This is a genomic window from Achromobacter sp. D7-1, assembly GCF_059760445.1.
This window is the reverse complement of record NZ_JCBAMT010000005.1, coordinates 68,702-87,621: the sequence shown is the minus strand read 5'-3', so window position 1 is coordinate 87,621 and position 18,920 is coordinate 68,702. Positions and strand designations below refer to the sequence as shown.

Annotated in this window: 18 protein-coding genes; 8 read left to right on the top strand and 10 right to left on the bottom strand. The window is 66.0% G+C overall.

The window, feature by feature from the left end; all coding sequences use genetic code 11:
* Position 1: 1 nt before the first annotated feature.
* The 4 genes from AC6LKD_RS04005 to AC6LKD_RS03990 form a co-directional block, all read right to left on the bottom strand.
* Positions 2–2,272, bottom strand: coding sequence for an ATP-dependent DNA helicase (locus tag AC6LKD_RS04005; RefSeq protein ID WP_498115182.1), 2,271 nt, complete (start codon positions 2,270–2,272; stop codon positions 2–4).
* On the bottom strand, positions 2,269–3,912 hold the full coding sequence (locus AC6LKD_RS04000) for a VRR-NUC domain-containing protein (RefSeq protein WP_498115181.1): 1,644 nt from the start codon (positions 3,910–3,912) through the stop codon (positions 2,269–2,271). The genes AC6LKD_RS04005 and AC6LKD_RS04000 overlap by 4 nt, the downstream gene beginning before the upstream one ends.
* A 69-nt stretch (positions 3,913–3,981) precedes the next feature.
* Positions 3,982–4,494 (bottom strand): P-loop nucleotide/nucleoside kinase family protein, encoded by a 513-nt coding sequence (locus AC6LKD_RS03995; RefSeq protein ID WP_498115180.1) that lies wholly within the window; start codon positions 4,492–4,494, stop codon positions 3,982–3,984.
* Between the two features lie 260 nt (positions 4,495–4,754).
* Positions 4,755–5,654 (bottom strand): LysR family transcriptional regulator, encoded by a 900-nt coding sequence (locus tag AC6LKD_RS03990; RefSeq protein WP_013394318.1) that lies wholly within the window; start codon positions 5,652–5,654, stop codon positions 4,755–4,757.
* Positions 5,655–5,787: 133 nt separating this feature from the next.
* On the opposite strand from AC6LKD_RS03990, the gene AC6LKD_RS03985 reads away from it, so the two are divergent.
* Entirely contained in the window at positions 5,788–6,291 is a 504-nt protein-coding gene (locus AC6LKD_RS03985; RefSeq protein ID WP_013394319.1) for a carboxymuconolactone decarboxylase family protein, read from the top strand.
* On the top strand, positions 6,288–6,647 hold the full coding sequence (locus tag AC6LKD_RS03980; RefSeq protein ID WP_013394320.1) for an Atu4866 domain-containing protein: 360 nt from the start codon (positions 6,288–6,290) through the stop codon (positions 6,645–6,647). The genes AC6LKD_RS03985 and AC6LKD_RS03980 overlap by 4 nt, the downstream gene beginning before the upstream one ends.
* A gap of 95 nt (positions 6,648–6,742) precedes the next feature.
* Here the strand turns inward: AC6LKD_RS03980 and AC6LKD_RS03975 are convergent, their stop codons facing one another.
* The 3 genes from AC6LKD_RS03975 to AC6LKD_RS03965 are packed head-to-tail and all read right to left on the bottom strand — an operon-like array spanning position 6,743 to position 10,561.
* On the bottom strand, positions 6,743–8,056 hold the full coding sequence (locus AC6LKD_RS03975; RefSeq protein WP_498115179.1) for a c-type cytochrome: 1,314 nt from the start codon (positions 8,054–8,056) through the stop codon (positions 6,743–6,745).
* A gap of 12 nt (positions 8,057–8,068) precedes the next feature.
* Complete coding sequence (locus tag AC6LKD_RS03970) at positions 8,069–9,844, bottom strand: GMC family oxidoreductase (protein WP_498115178.1); 1,776 nt, start codon at positions 9,842–9,844, stop codon at positions 8,069–8,071.
* 3 nt (positions 9,845–9,847) lie between these two features.
* Positions 9,848–10,561 carry a gluconate 2-dehydrogenase subunit 3 family protein gene (locus AC6LKD_RS03965; protein WP_498115177.1) on the bottom strand — a complete coding sequence of 238 codons (714 nt, stop codon included), beginning with the start codon at positions 10,559–10,561 and terminating at the stop codon, positions 9,848–9,850.
* A gap of 279 nt (positions 10,562–10,840) precedes the next feature.
* Between AC6LKD_RS03965 and AC6LKD_RS03960 the strand changes: the two genes are divergently transcribed.
* From AC6LKD_RS03960 to AC6LKD_RS03945, 4 genes are all read left to right on the top strand, one after another.
* Positions 10,841–11,413 (top strand): hypothetical protein, encoded by a 573-nt coding sequence (locus tag AC6LKD_RS03960; protein WP_492277009.1) that lies wholly within the window; start codon positions 10,841–10,843, stop codon positions 11,411–11,413.
* A gap of 167 nt (positions 11,414–11,580) precedes the next feature.
* Positions 11,581–12,177, top strand: coding sequence for a hypothetical protein (locus AC6LKD_RS03955; protein ID WP_492277010.1), 597 nt, complete (start codon positions 11,581–11,583; stop codon positions 12,175–12,177).
* Positions 12,174–12,755, top strand: a complete 582-nt coding sequence (locus AC6LKD_RS03950; protein ID WP_498115175.1) for a hypothetical protein — start codon at positions 12,174–12,176, stop codon at positions 12,753–12,755. Before AC6LKD_RS03955 ends, AC6LKD_RS03950 begins: the two co-directional genes overlap by 4 nt.
* Positions 12,752–13,318, top strand: a complete 567-nt coding sequence (locus AC6LKD_RS03945; RefSeq protein ID WP_498115174.1) for a hypothetical protein — start codon at positions 12,752–12,754, stop codon at positions 13,316–13,318. The genes AC6LKD_RS03950 and AC6LKD_RS03945 overlap by 4 nt, the downstream gene beginning before the upstream one ends.
* A gap of 1 nt (position 13,319) precedes the next feature.
* On the opposite strand, the gene AC6LKD_RS03940 is transcribed toward AC6LKD_RS03945, so the two are convergent.
* Positions 13,320–14,594 carry a hypothetical protein gene (locus AC6LKD_RS03940; RefSeq protein WP_498115172.1) on the bottom strand — a complete coding sequence of 425 codons (1,275 nt, stop codon included), beginning with the start codon at positions 14,592–14,594 and terminating at the stop codon, positions 13,320–13,322.
* 107 nt (positions 14,595–14,701) lie between these two features.
* Between AC6LKD_RS03940 and AC6LKD_RS03935 the strand changes: the two genes are divergently transcribed.
* A complete protein-coding gene (locus AC6LKD_RS03935; protein ID WP_013394329.1) occupies positions 14,702–15,157 on the top strand; it encodes a GNAT family N-acetyltransferase in 456 nt (151 codons plus the stop codon).
* On the opposite strand, the gene AC6LKD_RS03930 is transcribed toward AC6LKD_RS03935, so the two are convergent.
* Entirely contained in the window at positions 15,150–16,763 is a 1,614-nt protein-coding gene (locus tag AC6LKD_RS03930) for an ATP-binding cassette domain-containing protein (RefSeq protein ID WP_498115171.1), read from the bottom strand. The two genes, AC6LKD_RS03935 and AC6LKD_RS03930, sit on opposite strands and share 8 nt — an antisense overlap.
* Positions 16,764–16,900: 137 nt before the next feature.
* Complete coding sequence (locus AC6LKD_RS03925) at positions 16,901–17,791, bottom strand: LysR substrate-binding domain-containing protein (RefSeq protein WP_498115170.1); 891 nt, start codon at positions 17,789–17,791, stop codon at positions 16,901–16,903.
* Between the two features lie 184 nt (positions 17,792–17,975).
* Between AC6LKD_RS03925 and AC6LKD_RS03920 the strand changes: the two genes are divergently transcribed.
* On the top strand, positions 17,976–18,920 hold the full coding sequence (locus tag AC6LKD_RS03920; protein ID WP_498115169.1) for an ABC transporter permease: 945 nt from the start codon (positions 17,976–17,978) through the stop codon (positions 18,918–18,920).

Below are 18,920 nucleotides of genomic sequence, written 5' to 3'. Positions count from 1 at the left end.
ATCACTCCACGCGCCACCAACCTGGCAGCAGGCCGCGCACCTTGGCGCGGCGATAGCGGTCGTCGATCAGGTGCACCGTGCCCACGTCGTGTTCGGTGCGGATGACGCGGCCCGCCGCCTGCACCACTTTCTGCATGCCGGGATACAGGTAGGTGTAGTCGTAGCCGTTCTCCACGCCATAGCGCTGGTCCATGGCGCGCTTCATGTTTTCGTTCACGGCATTCACCTGCGGCAGTCCCAGCGTGGCAATGAAGGCGCCGATCAAACGCTTGCCGGGCAAGTCCACCCCTTCCGAGAAAGCGCCGCCCAGCACCGCGAAGCCCACGCCCTGCCCGGCTTCTGTAAAGCGCGCCAGGAACGCGGCGCGGCCGGCCTCGTCCATGCCTGGGGTCTGCAGCCAGATCGGCACGGCGGGGTGGCGCTCGCGCATCAGGTCCGACACCTGGCGCAGATAGTCGAAGCTGCTGAGAAAGCCCAGGTAGTTGCCTGGCCGCTCCGCGTATTGCCGCGCAATCAGCTCGACGATGGGTTCCAGCGAGCGTTCGCGGTCGCGATAGCGCGTGGACACGTTGCCCACCACGCGCACCGCCAATTGCTCGGCCTGGAATGGCGCGGCCACGTCGAGCCAGGGCGTGGCCGCGGGCAGGCCCAGCGTGTCACGGTAGAACTGCTGCGGGCTCAGCGTGCCGGAAAACAGCACCGTGGCGTGCGCCGCCGCGTAACGTGCCGCCAGATACGGCGCCGGAATCACGTTGCGCACGCACAGCACGGAAGGCGGTGTCTTGGCGCCGGCGGCGCTTGCCTCCGACCGGGTCACGTCGAACAGCGCATGCGAGCCGAACTGTTCCGCCAGCCGCATGAACTGCAAGGCCTCGAAGTAGAACGCCAGCACCGGATCGTCCTGCGGCAACGGCGATTCGGCCATGTATTCCATGATCGCGCCCACCGCCTTCTGCACCGCGGCCAGCACCCCGGCCGCCACCTCGTCATAAGCCTGATAGCGTTCCGCCTGCTTCTTGTTGAGCGCATTCCAGGAGCGTTGCAGTCCGTCCAGGGATTTCTTCAGCGCCTTGGGCGCGGCGTAGCGCGCGGCCGCCAGCGAGGCCTGGTCGAGCTCGCCCGTGTACATGCGGCGCGCCCGGTCGACCAGGTTGTGGGCCTCGTCCACCAGCACCGCCACCTTCCATTGGTAGACCTGCGTCATGGCGTACAGCATTGCCGTGGCGTCGTAGTAGTAGTTGTAGTCGCCCACCACCACGTCGCTCCAGCGGATCAGCTCCTGCGACAGGTAGTACGGGCAGACCTGGTGCTCGCGCGCGGCGGCCGCTACCGTAGCGGCATCCAGGCGCGCGTGCGCCAGCGCGGCCTCGCGCGCCTGCGGCAAGCGGTCGTAGAAGCCCTGGGCCAGCGGGCAGGATTCGCCGTGGCAGGCCAGGTCCGGATGCACGCAGGTCTTGTCGCGCGCCTGCAGGTCCAGCACCCGCAGGCCAGGCGCGGCGGGCTGCGCGTTGACGGTGTCCAGCGCTTCCAGCGCCAGGCCGCGCCCCGGGCTCTTGGCCGCCAGGAAGAAGATCTTGTCCAGGCCCGCACCCGGACTGGCCTTGAGCAGCGGGAAGATCGTGCCCAGTGTCTTGCCTATGCCGGTGGGCGCCTGGGCCATCAGACAGCCGCCGTCGCGTGCCGTGCGGTAGGCAGCCACGGCCAGCTCGCGCTGCCCGGCGCGGAATTCGCCGTGCGGAAACTTCAGCGCCTCCAGCGCCGCATCGCGTGATTGCCGGTGCGCCAGTTCGGTCGTCGCCCAGGCCAGGAAACGTCCGCATTGCTCGCGAAAAAACGCTTCCAGCGCGGCGGCCTCGTGCGTTTCCGCCAGCACCGTCTCTTCCTCGGTGACCACGTTGAAATACACCAGCGCCACGCGCAGGCTACCGAGTCCGCGCGCCTGGCACAGCAGATGTCCGTATACCTTGGCCTGCGCCCAATGCACGGCGCGGTGGTTGTCGCGCACGCTGTCCAGCTGGCCGCGGTAGGTCTTGATCTCTTCGAGCTGGTTGGCCACGGGGTCGTAGCCATCGGCGCGGCCGCGCACCAGCAGGGTTTCATGCTGCCCGGACAGGGCCACTTCGGTCTCGTACGCCGGCCCGCGGCGGCCCGTCACGGTCGCGTGGCCCGCCATGCCCTCCAGGCCCGTGGGCGCGGGCGTGAAGCGCAGGTCCAGGTCCCCTGTCCGCGCCGTGAATTCGCACAGCGCGCGCACCGCCACCGCGTAGCTCATGCCGCGTCCTCGCGCCAGCTGACGTGGCACACCCGCACCGGCATGCCGTGCGACACGCAGTACTGCAGCCAGCGGATCTGGTTGTCCTGCAGCTTGTCGCCCGGACCCTTGACCTCGATCAGCTCGTAGCGGCGCTCGGACGGCCAGAAGCGGATCAGGTCCGGCAGGCCGGAGCGGTTGGTCTTGACGTCGCGCAGCAGGCGTTCAAAGTACAGCTTCAGATGCGCGGCCGGCAGGCATTCCAGCGCCTGCATCAGCAAGTCCTCGGACAGCGAACCCCAGAACACGAAAGGCGATTGCAGGCCCGACTTGTCGGCGTAGCGTTGCAGGATCAAGTCCCGGTAGTCCGGCCTGTCCAGCTGCGCCAGGCATTGCGCGAACAGCGCCGCGCGGCGCTGGTGGAAATCCGGCGCGTCCAGGTCGGCAGGACCACGTTGGAACGGATGGAAGAAGGCGCCCGGCAAGGGCGCGAATACGGCCGGCCAGCACAGCAGCCCGAACAGCGAATTGATCAGCGCGTTTTCCACGTAGTGCACGGGCGCGTCGTCCCGGTGCAAATGGTCGCGCGTGACGAACTCCACCGGGGCGGGCTCGGTCGGCCGAGCCAGCGTCAGGTCGGTGCGCAGCAAGGCGGGAGCCGGCTCACGCGCCGGGACGCCCTGCCCCGCGCCCCGATACAGGCGCGGCCACATGCGCGCCAGGCGCTGGCTTTCCTCTTCGCTTTCGGGCGCGGCCTGCGCCTGCAGCGCCAGGGCCAGCGCATCATCGGGCCGCGCCATGCGCTCATACACGCGGATGCGGCGGTGGCGCGCGCCGGGATAGGCGCAGGCCTCGTATACGCGTTGCGCGGCGTCCCAGTCCCGCGCCCGTTCGCAAGCCTGCCCGATGCGCAGCAGCACCTTGGCGCGGCGCTTTTCCAGCCAGGGATTGCCGCTGGCACAGGCCTGCACGGCCTGCATCAACGCATCGGCGTCGGCCCCTTCGTCCAGCGCCACGCGGCAGGCGTGCAGCGCCAGATAACAATCCACATCTTCCCGCGTCTGGAAGGCGCGGGAAGATGCGTCGAACGGCACCGTCTCGTACTGGAACACGCCCAGGTCGGCCAGCACGAACTCCGACCAATCCTGATGCAGATTGCCGAAGAACATCAGGCGGAAGCGCTCGCAGATATCCGTCACGGTCACGCGCCAGACCGGCTCGTCCGCGCCCGGGTTCCATTCCGCGTAAGGCCGCGCCTCCGCGTTGGCCGCGCGCGCGGCCTCCAACAGATCGCCCTTGCGCGAGGCGGATCTGACCGGCACATCCGCAAACATGCGGTTCAGCTCCGGTTTGGTGTGCAGGCCGAACAACTCGTCCAGCGTCATCGGCGCCCGCGCGTCCAGCCAGCCCAGCGCCAACAACGGCTGGGCTGCCGCCTCGGCCGCGCCGATCTCTTCATAGACCAGCCGGCCGGCTCGGAACCACGGGCCGCGCCGCATCAGCATGCGCACCATCAGCGCCTGCGAGGCCTGCGGCAAGGCCGGGAAATCCGCCATGAAACGGCGCTCAGCGTCATCCAGCAGGTCGGCGTAGCGGTCGCCCACCCACGTCAGCGCGCGCTGGAAGTTGTGCAGATAGTAGTAGCGGTAGGCGGGAAACATCGGCCGGGCCGGATAACTGGATATTTATCCAGCAATCATAGCAGGCGCGGCCGGCTGGCGTGCGCCGCTTCAGTCCTGCCCGTGACGCAGCAGATGGAACCCTTCGCCTTCGTCCGGCTCGACGAAGTACGCAGTGATCGCGTCGTACTGTTCGTCCGTGGTGGTGTAGGGATGCGTGCCCGACGCGTTGCGGGCGCGCAGCCTGGCCTTGCAGACCTCGTCGGGCAGATCCAGGTAATGCAGCCGATGGGCGCAGCCGGCATCTTGCGCCATTTGGCGCAGCCATTCGCGGCTGCGCCGCGTGTTGGCCGGGAAGTCCAGCACCACCGACAAACCCGCCCGCACCAGCGCCGCCACATGGCTGCCCATCGCATTGCGCAGACGGCTGGCGCAGCGGGCGTAGTCGGCCAGGTCCACGATTTCTCCCGGATAGAGCGCCGCCAGCCAGCTGTCCTCGCTGAGCAGGATGGAGCCGGGCTGCGCCGCCAGTTGCTGCGCCAGCGTGGATTTGCCGGAGCCGATCTTGCCGCACAGGAAGTGCAGCATGGGCGTGGCCGAGGGGGAAGGATCAGTGGACATCATGAAGTGCTCTCCTGGGAAAAATGCGGGCAGGAGGCGGGCCAACAAAAAAACCCGCCTCTGGCGGGTTTGTGTAGCGATGTACCGACGCGCGCTAACCCACCATGGACCTGATGGTGGTAATAATCAGCGCGAGGGAAGTTGCGGGACTATGCATGTAGCGTAGCGTGCGCCCGGCATCGGGGCTTGTCAAATCTCCCATGAAAAACGCGGCCCCGGCCATGAGTCCTTCGCCAGCTGCTGACCCGACACGGTACGCCCGTTCATCCACCTTGGCGAAACGCCTGCACGTGCTCAATCAAGGCTCGAAGCTTGGGAGGAATATTTCGCCGGCTGGGATAATAGAGATAGAAACCGGGGAATGTCGGACAGAATTCGTCGAGCAAAGAAATCAGTTCTCCGCGTGCAATGGTTGGGCGAAAGCTCTCTTCCATGCCGAAGGTGATTCCGGCTCCGGCAACCGCAAGCTTGATCATCAGTGCCATGTCGTTGGTAGTGATTTCCGGCTCAACCTGGACGCTGAAATCTTTGCCATCCTCTGCAAACTCCCAGCGATAGGGAACCGCCTTCGGCGCCGGGCGCCACCCGATGCAGCGATATCTCGGGAGATCCCGGGGATGCATGGGCATGCCATACCGATCACGGAAGGCCGGAGCGCACACCACCATTTGCCGTTCGTCGCCAACGATGGGAATCGCAATCATGTCCTGCTCGATCACTTCGCCCAGGCGAACTCCGGCATCGTAGCCTTCGGCCACGATGTCGAACTCCTCGTCAGTCACCGTGACGTCGAGCTGGATTTCCGGATTCGCCTGCGAAAACGTGCTCAACATCGCTCCCGAAAGAAAGCGCTCGGCAATCGAAGATACCGTCAGGCGTAGCTGCCCTCGCGGAGGTCCCTGGAGGTTCACCGTGGCCTCGAAGGCTGTTCGCATATCGGCCAAGGCCGGGGCCACTTCGGCAAACAACCGCTCTCCCGCTTCCGTCAGACTGACGCTGCGCGTCGTGCGCCGAACCAACGCAACGCCCATCATGCTTTCCAAGCGCGCGATCGTTTGACTTACTGCGGAACGCGAGACGCCGATGCGATCCGCCGCTGCCCGGAAATTCTTCTCTTCAGCCACGAACACAAACGTTGCCAGCGCATTGAAATCAGCGTCCATTGGTTAGCAAACCTTCCCAAGCCATAAAGCAGCGGCCAGCTTATCACGCCAATCAAGAGTACCTACAGTGCTGCTCATGGAGCTCATCTCTCCATGGAGTACACAAAAAAACCTCTCGAAAAGGAGATCAGTCATGGCTCGTGGAATGCCAACCATTGCCGGGATGATCCTGGCGACTTCGGCGCTGGCAGGATCCGCTTTGGCAACCGGAACCCCCGCCGTCACCGACACTACCGAGCGCCGCATGCAGCGGGGCTCGGAGGTCCTGCGCAGTCTGAACAAAGGCGCTACGCAGCCAAATCTGGAGCGCATGCGCGCCGAGTTTCCATTCCTGGCTCAGGCGACCGAAGGCTATGCGTTGGGCGATGTCTGGTCCCGGGACGGCCTTGATCCCCGCATCCGCCAGATTGCGGCCGTCGCGGTGTTCGCGGCAATGGGTGAATTCGCTTTCATGAAGATCCATGCCCAATACGCCCTGAACATTGGAGTCGCCGAAGAAGAACTGAAGGAAGCCATATATCTGGTGACCGTGCCTGCCGGCTTTCCTCGCGCGATTACCGCGTCGCAAGCTCTGTCCGAAATCTTCGCCCAGCAGCGCGCGGCTACGGCCCAGGAATTCCGGGGGACGAAGCCATGATCCGCCCCTCCGTGCTTTACGCGGCCATTGCCATCGTCGCCGCAATTTCCGCCCCTCTCCAGAAAAGCGCCGCCCAGATGACTAACAACACCGCTCCCGCCACCCGACAAGTGGCAAACCATCCCTACGCCGGCATGTGGGTGACCAAGGATGGCCGGATACGCCACAACCTCCTGCCGAGCGGCCGCTATGACGAGGCGCGCGGAGAAATCGAAAGCGCCTATCAAGGCCGATACGAGGTAAGCGGCAACCACATTGAATACTGGGATGACACCGGCTTCACCGCCGATGGGGATTTCATCGATGGTGTCTTGCACCACGGCGGAATGATCTTGTATAGGCGCCAGCAAGAATAGGCGTCGCGCTTGGACTTTGGATTTGAAGCGGCGCCGGCAAACCGCGTGGCCTGCCGGCGCCGCCTTCCATCACGCTACGCGATGGAGCGGGGATATCAGCGTGCCGGCTGCGGCGCGGCCCCCACGTCCTTGCGCACCTTGGCCACGTCGGCCGCGGTGACGGCCGCCGCCTGGTTGCCCCAGCTGGACCGCACGAACGTCACCACCTCGGCGACCTCCTTGTCGCTCATGCGCCAGTCGAAGCCCGGCATCGCATAGGCGGTCGGCGCCGCCGTGGTGGCCGGCATCTGCGCGCCCTTGAGCACGATGTGGATCAGGGAGGCAGGATCCGCCGAGTTCACCGTGGAGCTGAGCGCCAGCTGCGGGAAGGTCTCCGTGTAGCCCTTGCCCGTGCTGCGGTGGCAGGCCGCACAGTTGTTGAGGAAGGCCATGGCGCCGTCGCCCTTGTCCTTGCCCGTGCGCAGCGCCTGCGATACGGTCTCGTTGTAGGCCAGCTGCTTGGTCGCATCCTTGTTCACCGGCGGCAGGCTCTTCAGGTAGGCCGCGATGGCGTTCAAGTCGGCGTCGGACAGATGCTGGGTACTGTCGCCTACGACCTGCGCCATGCCGCCGAAGGCGGCGGAATGGCCGTTGCGGCCGGACTTCAGGAATGCCACGATGTCGGCCTGGCTCCAGCCGCCCAGGCCGTCGGTGGTGTCGCCGCGCAGGTTCTTGGCCAGCCAGCCTTCGACCACGCCGCCCGACAGGAAGGCCGAACCGTCCGCCTCGGTCAGCGCCTTTTCCTGCAAGGCGATGCCGCGCGGCGTGTGGCAGGTGCTGCAATGGCCCAGGCCTTCGACCAGGTACTGGCCACGCAGCAGCGCCGCGCGGTCCGCGCCTTGCGTGTCGGCGGTCACGGGTGCCGTGGCCACGTCGGGCGCGAACATCCAGCGCCACACGCCCAGCGGCCAACGCATCGACAAGGGCCAGATGATGTCGGTGTCCTTGTTCTCCTGCTTGACCGGCTCCACGCCGTGCATGAAGTAGGCGTACAGGGCCTTCACATCCTCGGGCGTGACCTTGGCATAGGCGGTGTATGGCATCGCCGGATACAGCGAGTGCCCGTCCTTGGCCACGCCGTGGCGCACGGCCCGGTCGAAGTCCTCGTAGGTATAGCCGCCGATGCCGGTGTCCTTGTCAGGCGTGATGTTGGTGGAATAGATCATGCCCAGCGGCGAATCGATACCCAGGCCGCCCGCGAACGGTTTGCCGTCCTTGGCCGTGTGGCAGGCGATGCAGTCGCCGGCGCGCGACAGGTATTCGCCCTGCTTGATCATCTGCGCGTCGGCGGCGGCAGGCGTGCCGTCGGCGGCGAACGCCGCGCTTGCCGCCAGGGCGGAAAGAGCCGCAACAATGGTCTGCTTAATCATTGTGTCGTCTCCTTAAGCCTGGACCAGCGGGCCGGGGTTCTTCAGGTACTGGTCGCGGATGGCCTGCGCCGACCAGTAGGCCAGCGCTCCGACCAGGCCCGTGGGGTTGTAGCCCATGTTCTGCGGGAACGCGCAGGCGCCCATCACGAACAGGTTGGGCACGTCCCAGCTTTGCAGGTACTTGTTGACCACGCTTTCCTTGGGGTTGGTGCCCATGATGGCGCCGCCCGTATTGTGCGTGCTCTGGTACACCCTGGTGTCGTAGCGCGCGCCCTTCTTGCGCACCCCCACGGCGTACTTTTCGGGCTTCATGGCCTTGGCTACGTCTTCCATGCGCTTGCCCATGTAGCCCAGCATGTCGAACTCGTTGTCATGCCAATCGAAGGTCATGCGCAGCAGAGGCTGGCCAAAGCTGTCCTTGTAGGTCGGGTCCAGCGACAGATAGGCGTCGCGATACGACATCACCGAACCGGAAATGCCTATGGTCATGTGGCGCTGGTACGCGTCCTGCACGCCCGCCTTCCAGCCCGTGCCCCAGCTGGGCGTGCCCGGCATGGTGGGCGTCTGCTTGATCGGACGGCCGCCGTAGCGCACGTGGCGGATGCTGGCGCCGCCCAGAAAGCCCAGCGGGCCGTGGTCGAACTGATCGCCATTCAGGTCGTCCATGCCCACGCCGCCCGCGCCCGTGCCCACGAAGGGGTTGAGCTGAGTGCCCTTGGGCAGCAGCACGCTGACGCCGCCGTTCATCTGGTAGGCGTAGTTCTTGCCGACCACGCCTTCATTGGTCTTGGGATCGTAAGGCTTGCCGATGCCGGACAACAGCAGCAGGCGCACGTTGTGCATCTGGTAGGCCGACAGGATCACCAGGTCGGCCGGCTGCTCGATCTCGCGGCCTTGCGCGTCGATGTAGGTCACGCCCACGGCCTTCTTGCCGCTCGAGTCCAGATTGACCTTGATCACGTGGGATTGCGTGCGCAGCTCGAAATTGGGTTTCTTCAGCAGCACTGGCAGGATGGTGGTCTGCGGCGAGGCCTTCGAATACATGTAGCAGCCGTAGTTCTCGCAGAAACCGCAGAAATTACAGGGCCCCAGGCGCACGCCGTACGGATTGGTGTACGGCCCCGAGGCGTTGGCCGCGGGCGCCGGATACGGATGAAAGCCGACTTCGCGCGCCGCCTTGTCGAACAGCTGCGCGCCGTAGGTGGTGGTCAGGGGCGGCAGCGGAAATTCCTTGCTGCGCTTGCCCTCCAGCGGATTGCCGCCTTCGACGATCTGGCCGTTCAGGTTGCCGGCCTTGCCGGAGGTGCCGCACACGTACTCGAACTTGCTGAAGTACGGCTCCAGCTCATCGTAGGTCACGCCGAAATCCTGGATGGTCATGCCTTCCGGAATGAAGCTCTTGCCGTAGCGCGTTTCGTAGCGGGAGCGCAGCTCCAGTTCTTCGGGCAGCACACGGTAGTGCATGCCGTTCCAGTGGAAGCCCGCCCCGCCCACGCCCGTGCCCAACAGGAACGAACCATTCTGCCGATACGGCACGGCCACGTCGTCGACGCCGTGGCGGATGGTCACGGTTTCCTTCGACAGGTCCTGGAACAGCTTGCCGCGCACGGAGTACGCCAGCTCGTCGGCAACCTTGGGATACTCGGCGTCCTTGGGCGTGTCCTGCATCGCGCCGCGCTCCAGCGCCAGCACGTGCAGCCCTGCCTCGGTCAGCTCCTGGCCGAGGATCGCACCGGTCCAGCCGAATCCGACCAGCACCGCATCGACTTTGTCTTTTTTGATCGCCATGGCTTAACCCTTCTCCCCAGAGATCGACACGGGGCCGTAGGGATACTTCGCGTTGGGCTGGTCGGCCCAGTCCATGAAGTCCGCGCGCGCGCCCGGGAAACCCACCATCTTCCAACCCACCATGTTCTTGTTCCCGCCATACATGGGATCGGCGAAGAACCCTTCCTTGGTGTTGGAAAGCAGGAAACTGAAGAACGTCGTGGCAGGCACGCTTTCGAACTTGATCTTGCCGCCCTGTAGGTCCTTCAGGATCTGTTCCTGCAGCGGCTTGTCCAGTTCGGCGTAAGCCTTGCCGTGCGTCTTCACGCACCAGGCGTCACAGGCCTCGATGCCGTGGCGGTAGACCTCGCGGGGGTTCTGGCTGAGTTGATAGCCCAGTTCCGGCACCTGGTCGGTGTGGAACGGACCTTGCATGTACCAGAGCTTGCCGTGGCCGAACGGCGTTTCCATCTGTCGGTCGATGAACTCCGGCACGCCGGCCTCGATGGCGCCGGGACCGTACTCGTCAGCGGGAATCAGATGATCCACCGCGGCCACGACGAAGGCCCATTCGGCCTTGGTGAAATAGGTGGGTTCATAGGGCTTGGCGGCGCGCGCGGCGGCGCCATCCGGCTCGTTGGTACAGCCCGTGGTCATTGCGCCCACCGCCAACGTCGACGCCGGCACGATGGCCAACGCCTGCAGGAACCGCCTGCGCGGCTTTGCGTCTTCTGTCATAGACATCTCCGTGAATACTCCAAGTTGTCCTAGCTACCGAACATGAACCTGGGAACACGAACCGCCGAGCTAGTGACAACACGCTCTTCGCATACAGAAAATCGACCCGATCCCCACGACATGGAGCTTGGGAAAGGGTGCGCACATTATGCGCTCTTTAGGCCATCTGATACGCTCGATAGACCATATCAGATCGATTTTCTTGACATGAAAATAAGTTTTGCATTAAGGACAAAGTAAGAGGCTTTGCACTAGACCCGCATGACAACGGATTCACCCATGAACGAAAAAACCAAGACTTGGCGCAGCACCACGACGACGCGCAGCTGGAGCACCACGAAGGACCTGACGCCCGAACAGCGCGCCAACATCGAAGAGTTGCTGGACGGCGGAATGGATGGCGCTTCGGTGAGCCAAACCTGGAGCTATGCCGGCATCGAAAACGGTGAGTCCTTCAAGGTCGAGATCAAGGACGGCGCGGTCACGGTCAATGGCCGCAAGTACGACAGCCTGGACGAAGTCCCCCGTGCCGAACGCGAGCGCATCGAAGCGCTGCGCGCCGGCCAGGGAGACGGCGGCCTGTGGGACATGCTGCGCAACGCCGGCGTGGACGTGGAAAACCTGGCGCAGGGAATGAAGCAGCACGAGGCCAAACCGGAGTTCGTGATCGAAACCGATGATCCCGCGCCGGCGCAGGCACGCACATCGGCCGAAGCTGCTCCCTCCCATGTGAACGCGGGCCTCCCTCCGGGCGCCGTGCCGGCCAAGAGCGGCGGCCTGCGCAGGATGCTGCTGATCGGCATCGCGATCGGCCTGGGCTGGTGGGTGGCCCGGGCGCTGAACTTGTTCTGAAACATTCACGTCCGGACGTTGACCCATGAATTGTTTCAAAACTTGGCCTGAGCCCTCCGCAATGCGCTGCGCGACATGCATGGAAACATAAGGACAAAGCCCGGCATGAGCAGCGCGCCTACGATCTGGAATTCCCGATGCGCGCCGTCCGCGCGCCTGGAGTCCGGATGCGCGTACTGCACTCGCTCAGAGCCCGTGTCGCCGCCAGCCTGGCAGGCATAGGCTCTCTGCTTGCCGCCGCCAGCGTCGCGCTGTACGGCGCCTACGGCAAGCTCAACCGCGCGTCCGAACCCGTATATGGCGCCGATGCCTCGATCCAGACCGGCCAGTGGCAGGTGGTGCCGCGCCGCGCCTGGACCGCCTCCACCCCCAAGGTCTACGGCGTGCCGCTCAAGCCCGGCGCCACGGCGCTGGTGGTCGAGGCTGACCTCACCAACCGCACCGCCGAATCGAGCGCCGACTATCTCGGACTGCTGCGTTGGAATGCGCCGCTGGGAGCGGCTGCAGGCAAGCCCATGGCGGTCGGGCTGCGCGATTCGCAGCAAATGCCTTACCTGCAGCCCGGCCTGCCCGAGCGCATGGCCTTTGTCTGGATGCTGCCGCCCGCAGCTGCGGCTCCCGCGCGCACCGCGCTTGCCGTGCATAGCAAGATCTACAAGCCGGTAGACAATCTGTATGGCGCGCCAGGCTGGTTCAATCCCGCGAACGTCGGCAGGATCGAATTGCCGATAACCCGGGACGGCGTGCCGGAGTCGGCGCCATGAGCGCGCGGCTGGGCACGCTGCTGCTGGTGCTGGCCGCCGCGCTGGCCCTGTACGCCATGCAGCGCAGCACGCCCCGCTACATGGCGCTGACTGGCCCCATCACGGCAGGCGGCGCCATGGGACAGACCGTGAGCGCCAGGCAGTTCGACGTCACCGTGGAGCGCGTGCAGTTCGCTCGGCAGCTGAGCTACAAGAGCCTGAGCGCTACGCAGACGCGCACGACGAGCGGCGTCTGGGCCATCGTCTGGCTGCGCCTGGCCGCGCGCGACACGTCGGCCACCGTCGGCGAAGCCGCTTGGCTCGGACCCGACGGCCTGGCCTACCGCCACACGGACCGTCTCGTGCTCGCGCGCAACCAGCCGCCCCACGCCGTGGAACCAGGCCTGCCGCGCACCGTGCGGCTGGTGTTCGAGATCCGGCCCGATCAGGCGCGCGGCGCTACGCTGCTGCTGTCCGCGCGCTATGGCCCGCGCCTGGACTCGCAGGTGCGCATTGCGCTGGACGGCGTGCCGCTGGACGACTCTGGCCGGCCGATTGCCGCCGACCAATACGATCTCGACCAAGAGGCCGCGCCATGAACGACGCGGCCATGAGCGAACGCCGCTGGCGCCGCCGCAGTTTGTGGCTGCTGCCTCCCTTGCTACTGCTGACCCTGTACTGGAGCGGCCACGACAGCGTGGCTCGCTGGCTCGACGGCCGCGAACTGCAGCCGCGCGAGGTCGCGGCCGGCACCCAGGCGCTGCTGGGTGGCGCGCAGTGGCAATTGCAGCAATTCGCCGTGCTGGAACCGCCGGCCGGCCGCGGCTGGCAACCCGGTTCCCGCGCCGCGCTGGCAGCCTTCTCCGTGCAGGTGCAATCCACCGATCTGCCCACGCGCTGGCGCGGCTGCCGCATCGCGCTGCACGATGCGCAGGGGCGTACCTGGCTGCCCGCCATCGCGCCGGCGCTGCGCCTGCCCCGCGGTACGGCGCGCGGCTGCGTGGCCGCCGCCCACAGCGGCGCCGCGTCGGGCGCCAAGGTGGAAATCATGGAAGCCTTCATGGTGCCCGCCGACGCGGCCGCGCCCTGGTCTATCACCGTATCTATCGATGCCGAGAGGCCTGCTTACCTGCGCTTTGCGCCGCCGGACCCGCCCGGCTGAATCAGGCTGCCGGCGCAGGCGCCGGACTGCGCATCTTCCACGGCGCGTAGGCGCATTCCAGCACGGCGGCGAGAAAGCAGATGCGCAAAGGCTCGATCAACAGACCCGTGGACGAATCGCGAAACGGGCTGCCGAACAGCAGCGAAACGCCGTGCGCCAGCACCTGCCAGGTATCCAGGTCATGCGGGCCGATCAGGCGCGTCGCGCCGTACCACAGCCATGCGGCGCCCCAATCGATCAGCCGATAGCCCACGATGAGCGTCACCAGCAGCAGCGCGCTGCTGTGAAAGGCCAGGCGCACGCCGCTGGCCAAAGGCAGATAGCGCTTGCGGTAGCCGGCCACGAAATGCTCGACGAAATCGCGCAGAAAGCGCGGCACCGCGCGGTAGCGATCGCCCAGCCGTTGCAGCCGTTCATAGCGCCGCAGGTCGGCATCATCGCGCACGTCGTAGCCGTAGACCAGCGCGGCCATCACCAGCCATATCACCGGCAGCAAGGCATAGAAGAACAGGCTGACCAGCGCCACGCCCACGCCGCGCCCTTGCGCCTCGACCGGCGTCATGCCCGCCGCCCAGGCATTCGTAATGGGCGTCAGCATATTCATCAAGGACTGCAGCAGCGCCTCCAACCCGCGCCGGTCGGCCAGCCATTGCCAGGCCTGGTCCTTCCAGCGGCTGATGACGTACAGGCCGATCAGGATCCAATTGGTCTCGCACAGCACTACCAGCCATTGCCAGCGGCCCTTGCCCGTGCGGTCGCGCGCCATCACCGCCACCTTGCGCACCAGCCAGGAAATCGCCACCGAGACCAGCAGCCAGCGCGAATCCAGGGCGTCCAGCACATTGCCGTGCTCGCCCAGCGGATCCAGTCCATAGGCCAGGCGCGAGTACTGCCGCACGATGTCGCCCAGGAACCCCCAAGCGGCGTAATAGGCGAAGAACGGCAGCAGGGCCACGGTCAACGCCCGCCCCAGCCGCCCGTCCGTACTGGCGGACGCGGTGTCGCCAGCGCGCGCCGCCGCTTGCGCGTCGCGCAAGGCCGGGAGGCCGGGCAGCAGCACCAGAAACATCGCCACCGTGGTGACCAGCTGTGCCAAGGCAACCAGCGTAAGTACCGCCAGGCCGGCCAGATGATTGGCAAAGCCCGTCTGCGCCGCCACCCACAGCAGCACATCGCGGGCCAGCGTGCCTGCCAGCACCAGCGCCATCAATTGCGGCCAGAACCGCAGCCACAGCCGGCCAGTCAGCGCCCATGGCGCGAGTACGGACTCGAGCATGCCTACACCCTGCAGTGCGCGGATTGAAGCGGTCGATGTTAATGCCGCGCCGGCGCGAGGAATGTTACCGCTCGCCACGATTGCGCACAGGGTGTCAATATACGGGCATGAGCACACTGACCTTCCGCCCCGCCACCGCCGACGACGTCCCGGCCTGCGTGACGATCCGCGGCCAAACCAGAGAGAACGCGTTTTCCGTCGAAGAACTGCGCGCATTGGGCATCACCGTGGACAGCTGGGCCGCCGGCGTCCTTGCGGGAGACCTTCCCGGCTTTGTCGCATGCGCGGACGGCCGAGTGACAGGCTACTGCTACGGCGACCGCGACACCGGCGAAATCGTGGTCCTGGCCCTGCTGCCTGAAAGCGAGAACCAGGGCGCGGGCAAGACGCTGCTGCAGCTGATGGTCCGGCATCTGGCAAGCCTGGGGCACCAACGCCTGTTCCTGGCATGCGCCAGCGATCCCGCCGTGCGTTCCCACGGCTTCTACCGCCACCTGGGCTGGACGCCCACGGGAGAACGGGATGAAGCCGGGGACGACATACTGGAACTGTCGATCAGATAATCTCCAGGCGCCATCCGTCGCTGCCCGCAAGCAGGCGATGCGTCAGGCCCAGGCTGTCCATGAACGCGTCGTCATGAGACACCACGACCAAGGCGCCCCGGTACGCGCGCAGCATTGCCTCCAATGCCTGCATCGACGGCAGATCGAGGTGGTTGCTGGGCTCGTCCAACAACAGCAGTTGCGCGGGCGGGTCCGCATACAGCGCGCAGGCCAGTGCGGCCTTCAGCCGTTCTCCTCCGCTGAGCGCGGCACTGGGTACGGCAATCTTGCGCGCGTCCAGGCCAAGCTGGGCAAGGCGCGTGCGCAAGTCAGCTTCCGACGCGCCGCGATTGGCCGCCTGCAACTGCTCCAGCACCGGGCGCTGCGGCGCCAGCGTGGCCAGTCCCTGATCCAGATACACGGCCTCTACCGCGACCCGGCATATCCCGCCCGATGCCTGAAGCTGCCCAGCCAATACTTTGAGCAAGGTCGACTTGCCGCAACCGTTCGGACCGACCACTCCCACCCGCTGCTGTCCGCCCAGCATCAGGTCGATGCGGCGCGTGGCGGCCAGGACAAAGGGCAGTTCCACCCCATCCAGCTCAGCGATGCGCCTCTGCGCAGGCATGGCAGTTGGCGGCGCATGCAGCACGATGGCGTCCTGGTCCTCGACCTGTTCGGCCGCCTCGCGCACACGCAATGTGAGCTGCTCACTTGCCGCCGCATGCTGGCGGCGCAGCTTGCCCGCGGAGGTTTCGCTGCGCGCCTTCTGCCGGTCCAGCAGAATCTTGGCCTGATTGGCTTCGCGCCCCTGCCGGTTGCCGCGCGCCTGCCGCCGCTCCTGGCGCTCGCGCTGTGCACGCAGCGATTGTTCCTCGCACTGGCGTTCATGCTTGCGCTGCTCCAGCAGCGACAGCGCGTTGCGCCGCTCCTCTTCATTGCGCTCGGCATAGAAGCTGTAGCCGCCCCCGTACCCACGCAGCCCCAACGTCGACAATTCCACGATGCGCTGCATCGCTTCGAGCAGTTGCCGGTCATGGCTGATCACCAGCAAGCCGCGCGGCCAGCGTTGCAGCTGCTCGATCAACGCTAGCCGGTTGGGCCTGTCCAGATGGTTGGTGGGTTCATCCAGGATCAGGAAGTCGGCCTCCGACAGCAAGGCGCCGATCAGGGCGACGCGCATGGCTTCGCCGTCGCTGAGCGTGGCGGCCGGCGTCGCGGCGTCGAGATGGCCCAGGCCGCAACGCTCCAGTTCCTGCTGCAATGCCAGACGCACGTCCCAGCGATCGCCGAGAATGTCGAAGTCCTCGGCGGCGGCGCTGCCCGCTTCGATGCGTCCCAGCGCATCGAGCCTGGCCTGCACGCCCGCCAGCGCCGCGACGGTCCCGGCTACGCGCGGGGCGGCCTGCTGGGCCAGATAATGCACGCTGCCCGAACGCACGCAGCGGCCGGAGGCCGGCGGCAACTGGCCGGCAAGAATGCCGGCCAGCACGCTCTTGCCCACGCCATTGCGGCCCACCAGCCCGGTGGGCCGCAGGTCGAACTGTTCGTTGAGACCGGAGAAAAGCGTCCTGCCGTCCGGCAGAACATAGGACACGCCTTCCAGCGCGAGATAGGGATTCGTCATGTGCGGTTCCAAGGATGCCAAGAACTCCCCCTGCTCTTTGGGGGTGGGTGGAGACTGGCCGTCGTGCAGACGGCGGCATCAATGGCGCATGGCGAATGACTCCTGGTGGGGTGATTGATCCGACATTGTAGTGGCGATTACCGCCTGACCTGGGCGTCCTGCTCGATCGTGGCAAGCAGGACGCGCCTGAGCGCGCTGGTCAGGTGGCTGCGCGCCTCGTTCTCGAACAGTCCGACGGTCCGTTGCGCGGACGGGTCATCGAAATAGGTCACGCGCAGGCGCGGATCTTCCTCCCAGTGCGCCGCCCGCGTGAGCGGAACGATGGTCACGCCGACATCCTGGTGGACCAGTTCGACCATGGTCCGCAGTGAATTGATTTCCAGGAAATCGCCGAACTTGAGATGGTTCCTGCGGATGAAGGCATCGATCAGCGCCCCCGTATGCGTATCGCGCGAAGGCCGCAGGAACAGGCGCCGCGCCATCAGGCTGGCGACGTCCGCCTTGCCCGCCGCCTGGCGGTTGGCGATGAACACGAAGGGTTCCGTGTAGAGCGGGGTCCATTGTGTGCCGGAGGGCAGTTTGTGGGCATTCTTGACCGCCAGCGCCGCATCCAGCTCCCCTGCCCGCACCCGCAGCGACAGGTCACCGGAAAAACTGATCACGGGCTGCACGTTCAGCTTGGGATGCGAGTCCCGCAAGGTCAATACGGCGCGCGCCAGGAACGCCATGGACGTGCCCACCGAACCCACGTCGATGGAACCCACCAGCTCGTCGCCGCCGGGGCCGTCGCGCAGATCGTCGTACACCGCCAGTAGTTGCTCCGCGCGCGGCAGCAGGCGGTGTCCGCCTTCGCTCAGGGACACGATCTTGCCGCTACGGTCGAACAGGCTGACGCCCAGGTCGTCTTCCAGCGCGCGCATCTGCAGGCTGACCGCCGCGGGCGTCAGCGACACCCGTTCCGACGCGGCGGCGAACGAGCCGCTGCGGGCCACGGCAACAAAGGTGCGAAAGAAGCGGATCGAACTCATGTGACGGGCGCCCTATCGGTAAGAAGAACTTTATATATCACAAAGTAATTTTAGTTTTACTTCTTTATGACAGGACGTCAAAGTTACGCCATCCCGCAGCCGAGCCGGCATACGCGGTCCCGTCAACCGTATCGTCACCATCGCGCCGCGCCGCCGGCGCCGGGACGTGAGCTACGAGCCCCCTATGCTTCGCTTCGCACTCTCGCGCATCGGAATGGCCATACCGACACTGCTGATCGTGTCCGTCGCCGTTTTCGTGCTGATCCGCTTGATCCCCGGCGATCCGGCCCAGCTGCTGCTGGGCGACCTTGCCGACCCCGCCAGTCTGGAAGAACTGCGCCAGCGCATGGGCCTGGACCAATCCTGGCCCGCCCAGTTCGCCTTGTGGTTCGGCAATCTGCTGCATGGCGACCTGGGGAAATCCATTACCACCGGCCAGGCAGTGCTGGCCCTGGTGTGGGACCGCTTCCTGGTCAGCGCGCCCATCGTGCTGGCCGCCGTGGCCGCCGCCGCCCTGGTCGCGGTGCCGGCGGGCATCATCGCCGCCTGGCGCCAGAACCGCGCCGCCGACATCGCGCTGGTCGGCATGGCCACGCTGCTGGTGTCCATTCCCACCTTCTGGCTGGGCCTGCTGCTGTTGCTGCTGCTGGGGCTGAAGCTGGAATGGCTGCCGGTCGTGGGCTACGTGTCGGTGTCGGAGGACGCGGCCGCGGGCCTGCTGTACCTGGCCATGCCCATCCTGACCCTGTTCCTGCATGAGATCGGCGTGCTGATGCGCATGGCGCGCGCCAGCGCCCTGGAAGTCTTGCGCCTGGATTACGTGACCCATGCCCGCGCCAAGGGCCTGAGCGAACGCGCGGTGCTGACCCATCACGTATTCAAGAATTCCTTCGGCCCCACCTGGACCTTGATCGGCCTGGTGCTCGGCAATCTGCTGGGCGGCATCGCCGTCGTGGAAACCGTGTTCACGATACCCGGCCTGGGCCGTCTCCTGGTCGATTCCATCTTCGCCCGCGACTACCCGGTGATCCAGGGTTGCCTGCTGTTCGTCGCGGTCATCTACGTGCTGGTCAACCTCTTCGTCGACCTGCTCTATCCCGCCTTCGATCCCCGCGTTGGAGCCGAGTAA

Coding starts and splice junctions, on each gene's coding strand:
- AC6LKD_RS04005 (WP_498115182.1), bottom strand. CDS start 2,272: ATGAGCTACGCGGTGGCGGTGCGCGCGCTGTGCGAATTCACGGCGCGG.
- AC6LKD_RS04000 (WP_498115181.1), bottom strand. CDS start 3,912: ATGTTTCCCGCCTACCGCTACTACTATCTGCACAACTTCCAGCGCGCG.
- AC6LKD_RS03995 (WP_498115180.1), bottom strand. CDS start 4,494: ATGATGTCCACTGATCCTTCCCCCTCGGCCACGCCCATGCTGCACTTC.
- AC6LKD_RS03990 (WP_013394318.1), bottom strand. CDS start 5,654: ATGGACGCTGATTTCAATGCGCTGGCAACGTTTGTGTTCGTGGCTGAA.
- AC6LKD_RS03985 (WP_013394319.1), top strand. CDS start 5,788: ATGGCTCGTGGAATGCCAACCATTGCCGGGATGATCCTGGCGACTTCG.
- AC6LKD_RS03980 (WP_013394320.1), top strand. CDS start 6,288: ATGATCCGCCCCTCCGTGCTTTACGCGGCCATTGCCATCGTCGCCGCA.
- AC6LKD_RS03975 (WP_498115179.1), bottom strand. CDS start 8,056: ATGATTAAGCAGACCATTGTTGCGGCTCTTTCCGCCCTGGCGGCAAGC.
- AC6LKD_RS03970 (WP_498115178.1), bottom strand. CDS start 9,844: ATGGCGATCAAAAAAGACAAAGTCGATGCGGTGCTGGTCGGATTCGGC.
- AC6LKD_RS03965 (WP_498115177.1), bottom strand. CDS start 10,561: ATGACAGAAGACGCAAAGCCGCGCAGGCGGTTCCTGCAGGCGTTGGCC.
- AC6LKD_RS03960 (WP_492277009.1), top strand. CDS start 10,841: ATGAACGAAAAAACCAAGACTTGGCGCAGCACCACGACGACGCGCAGC.
- AC6LKD_RS03955 (WP_492277010.1), top strand. CDS start 11,581: ATGCGCGTACTGCACTCGCTCAGAGCCCGTGTCGCCGCCAGCCTGGCA.
- AC6LKD_RS03950 (WP_498115175.1), top strand. CDS start 12,174: ATGAGCGCGCGGCTGGGCACGCTGCTGCTGGTGCTGGCCGCCGCGCTG.
- AC6LKD_RS03945 (WP_498115174.1), top strand. CDS start 12,752: ATGAACGACGCGGCCATGAGCGAACGCCGCTGGCGCCGCCGCAGTTTG.
- AC6LKD_RS03940 (WP_498115172.1), bottom strand. CDS start 14,594: ATGCTCGAGTCCGTACTCGCGCCATGGGCGCTGACTGGCCGGCTGTGG.
- AC6LKD_RS03935 (WP_013394329.1), top strand. CDS start 14,702: ATGAGCACACTGACCTTCCGCCCCGCCACCGCCGACGACGTCCCGGCC.
- AC6LKD_RS03930 (WP_498115171.1), bottom strand. CDS start 16,763: ATGACGAATCCCTATCTCGCGCTGGAAGGCGTGTCCTATGTTCTGCCG.
- AC6LKD_RS03925 (WP_498115170.1), bottom strand. CDS start 17,791: ATGAGTTCGATCCGCTTCTTTCGCACCTTTGTTGCCGTGGCCCGCAGC.
- AC6LKD_RS03920 (WP_498115169.1), top strand. CDS start 17,976: ATGCTTCGCTTCGCACTCTCGCGCATCGGAATGGCCATACCGACACTG.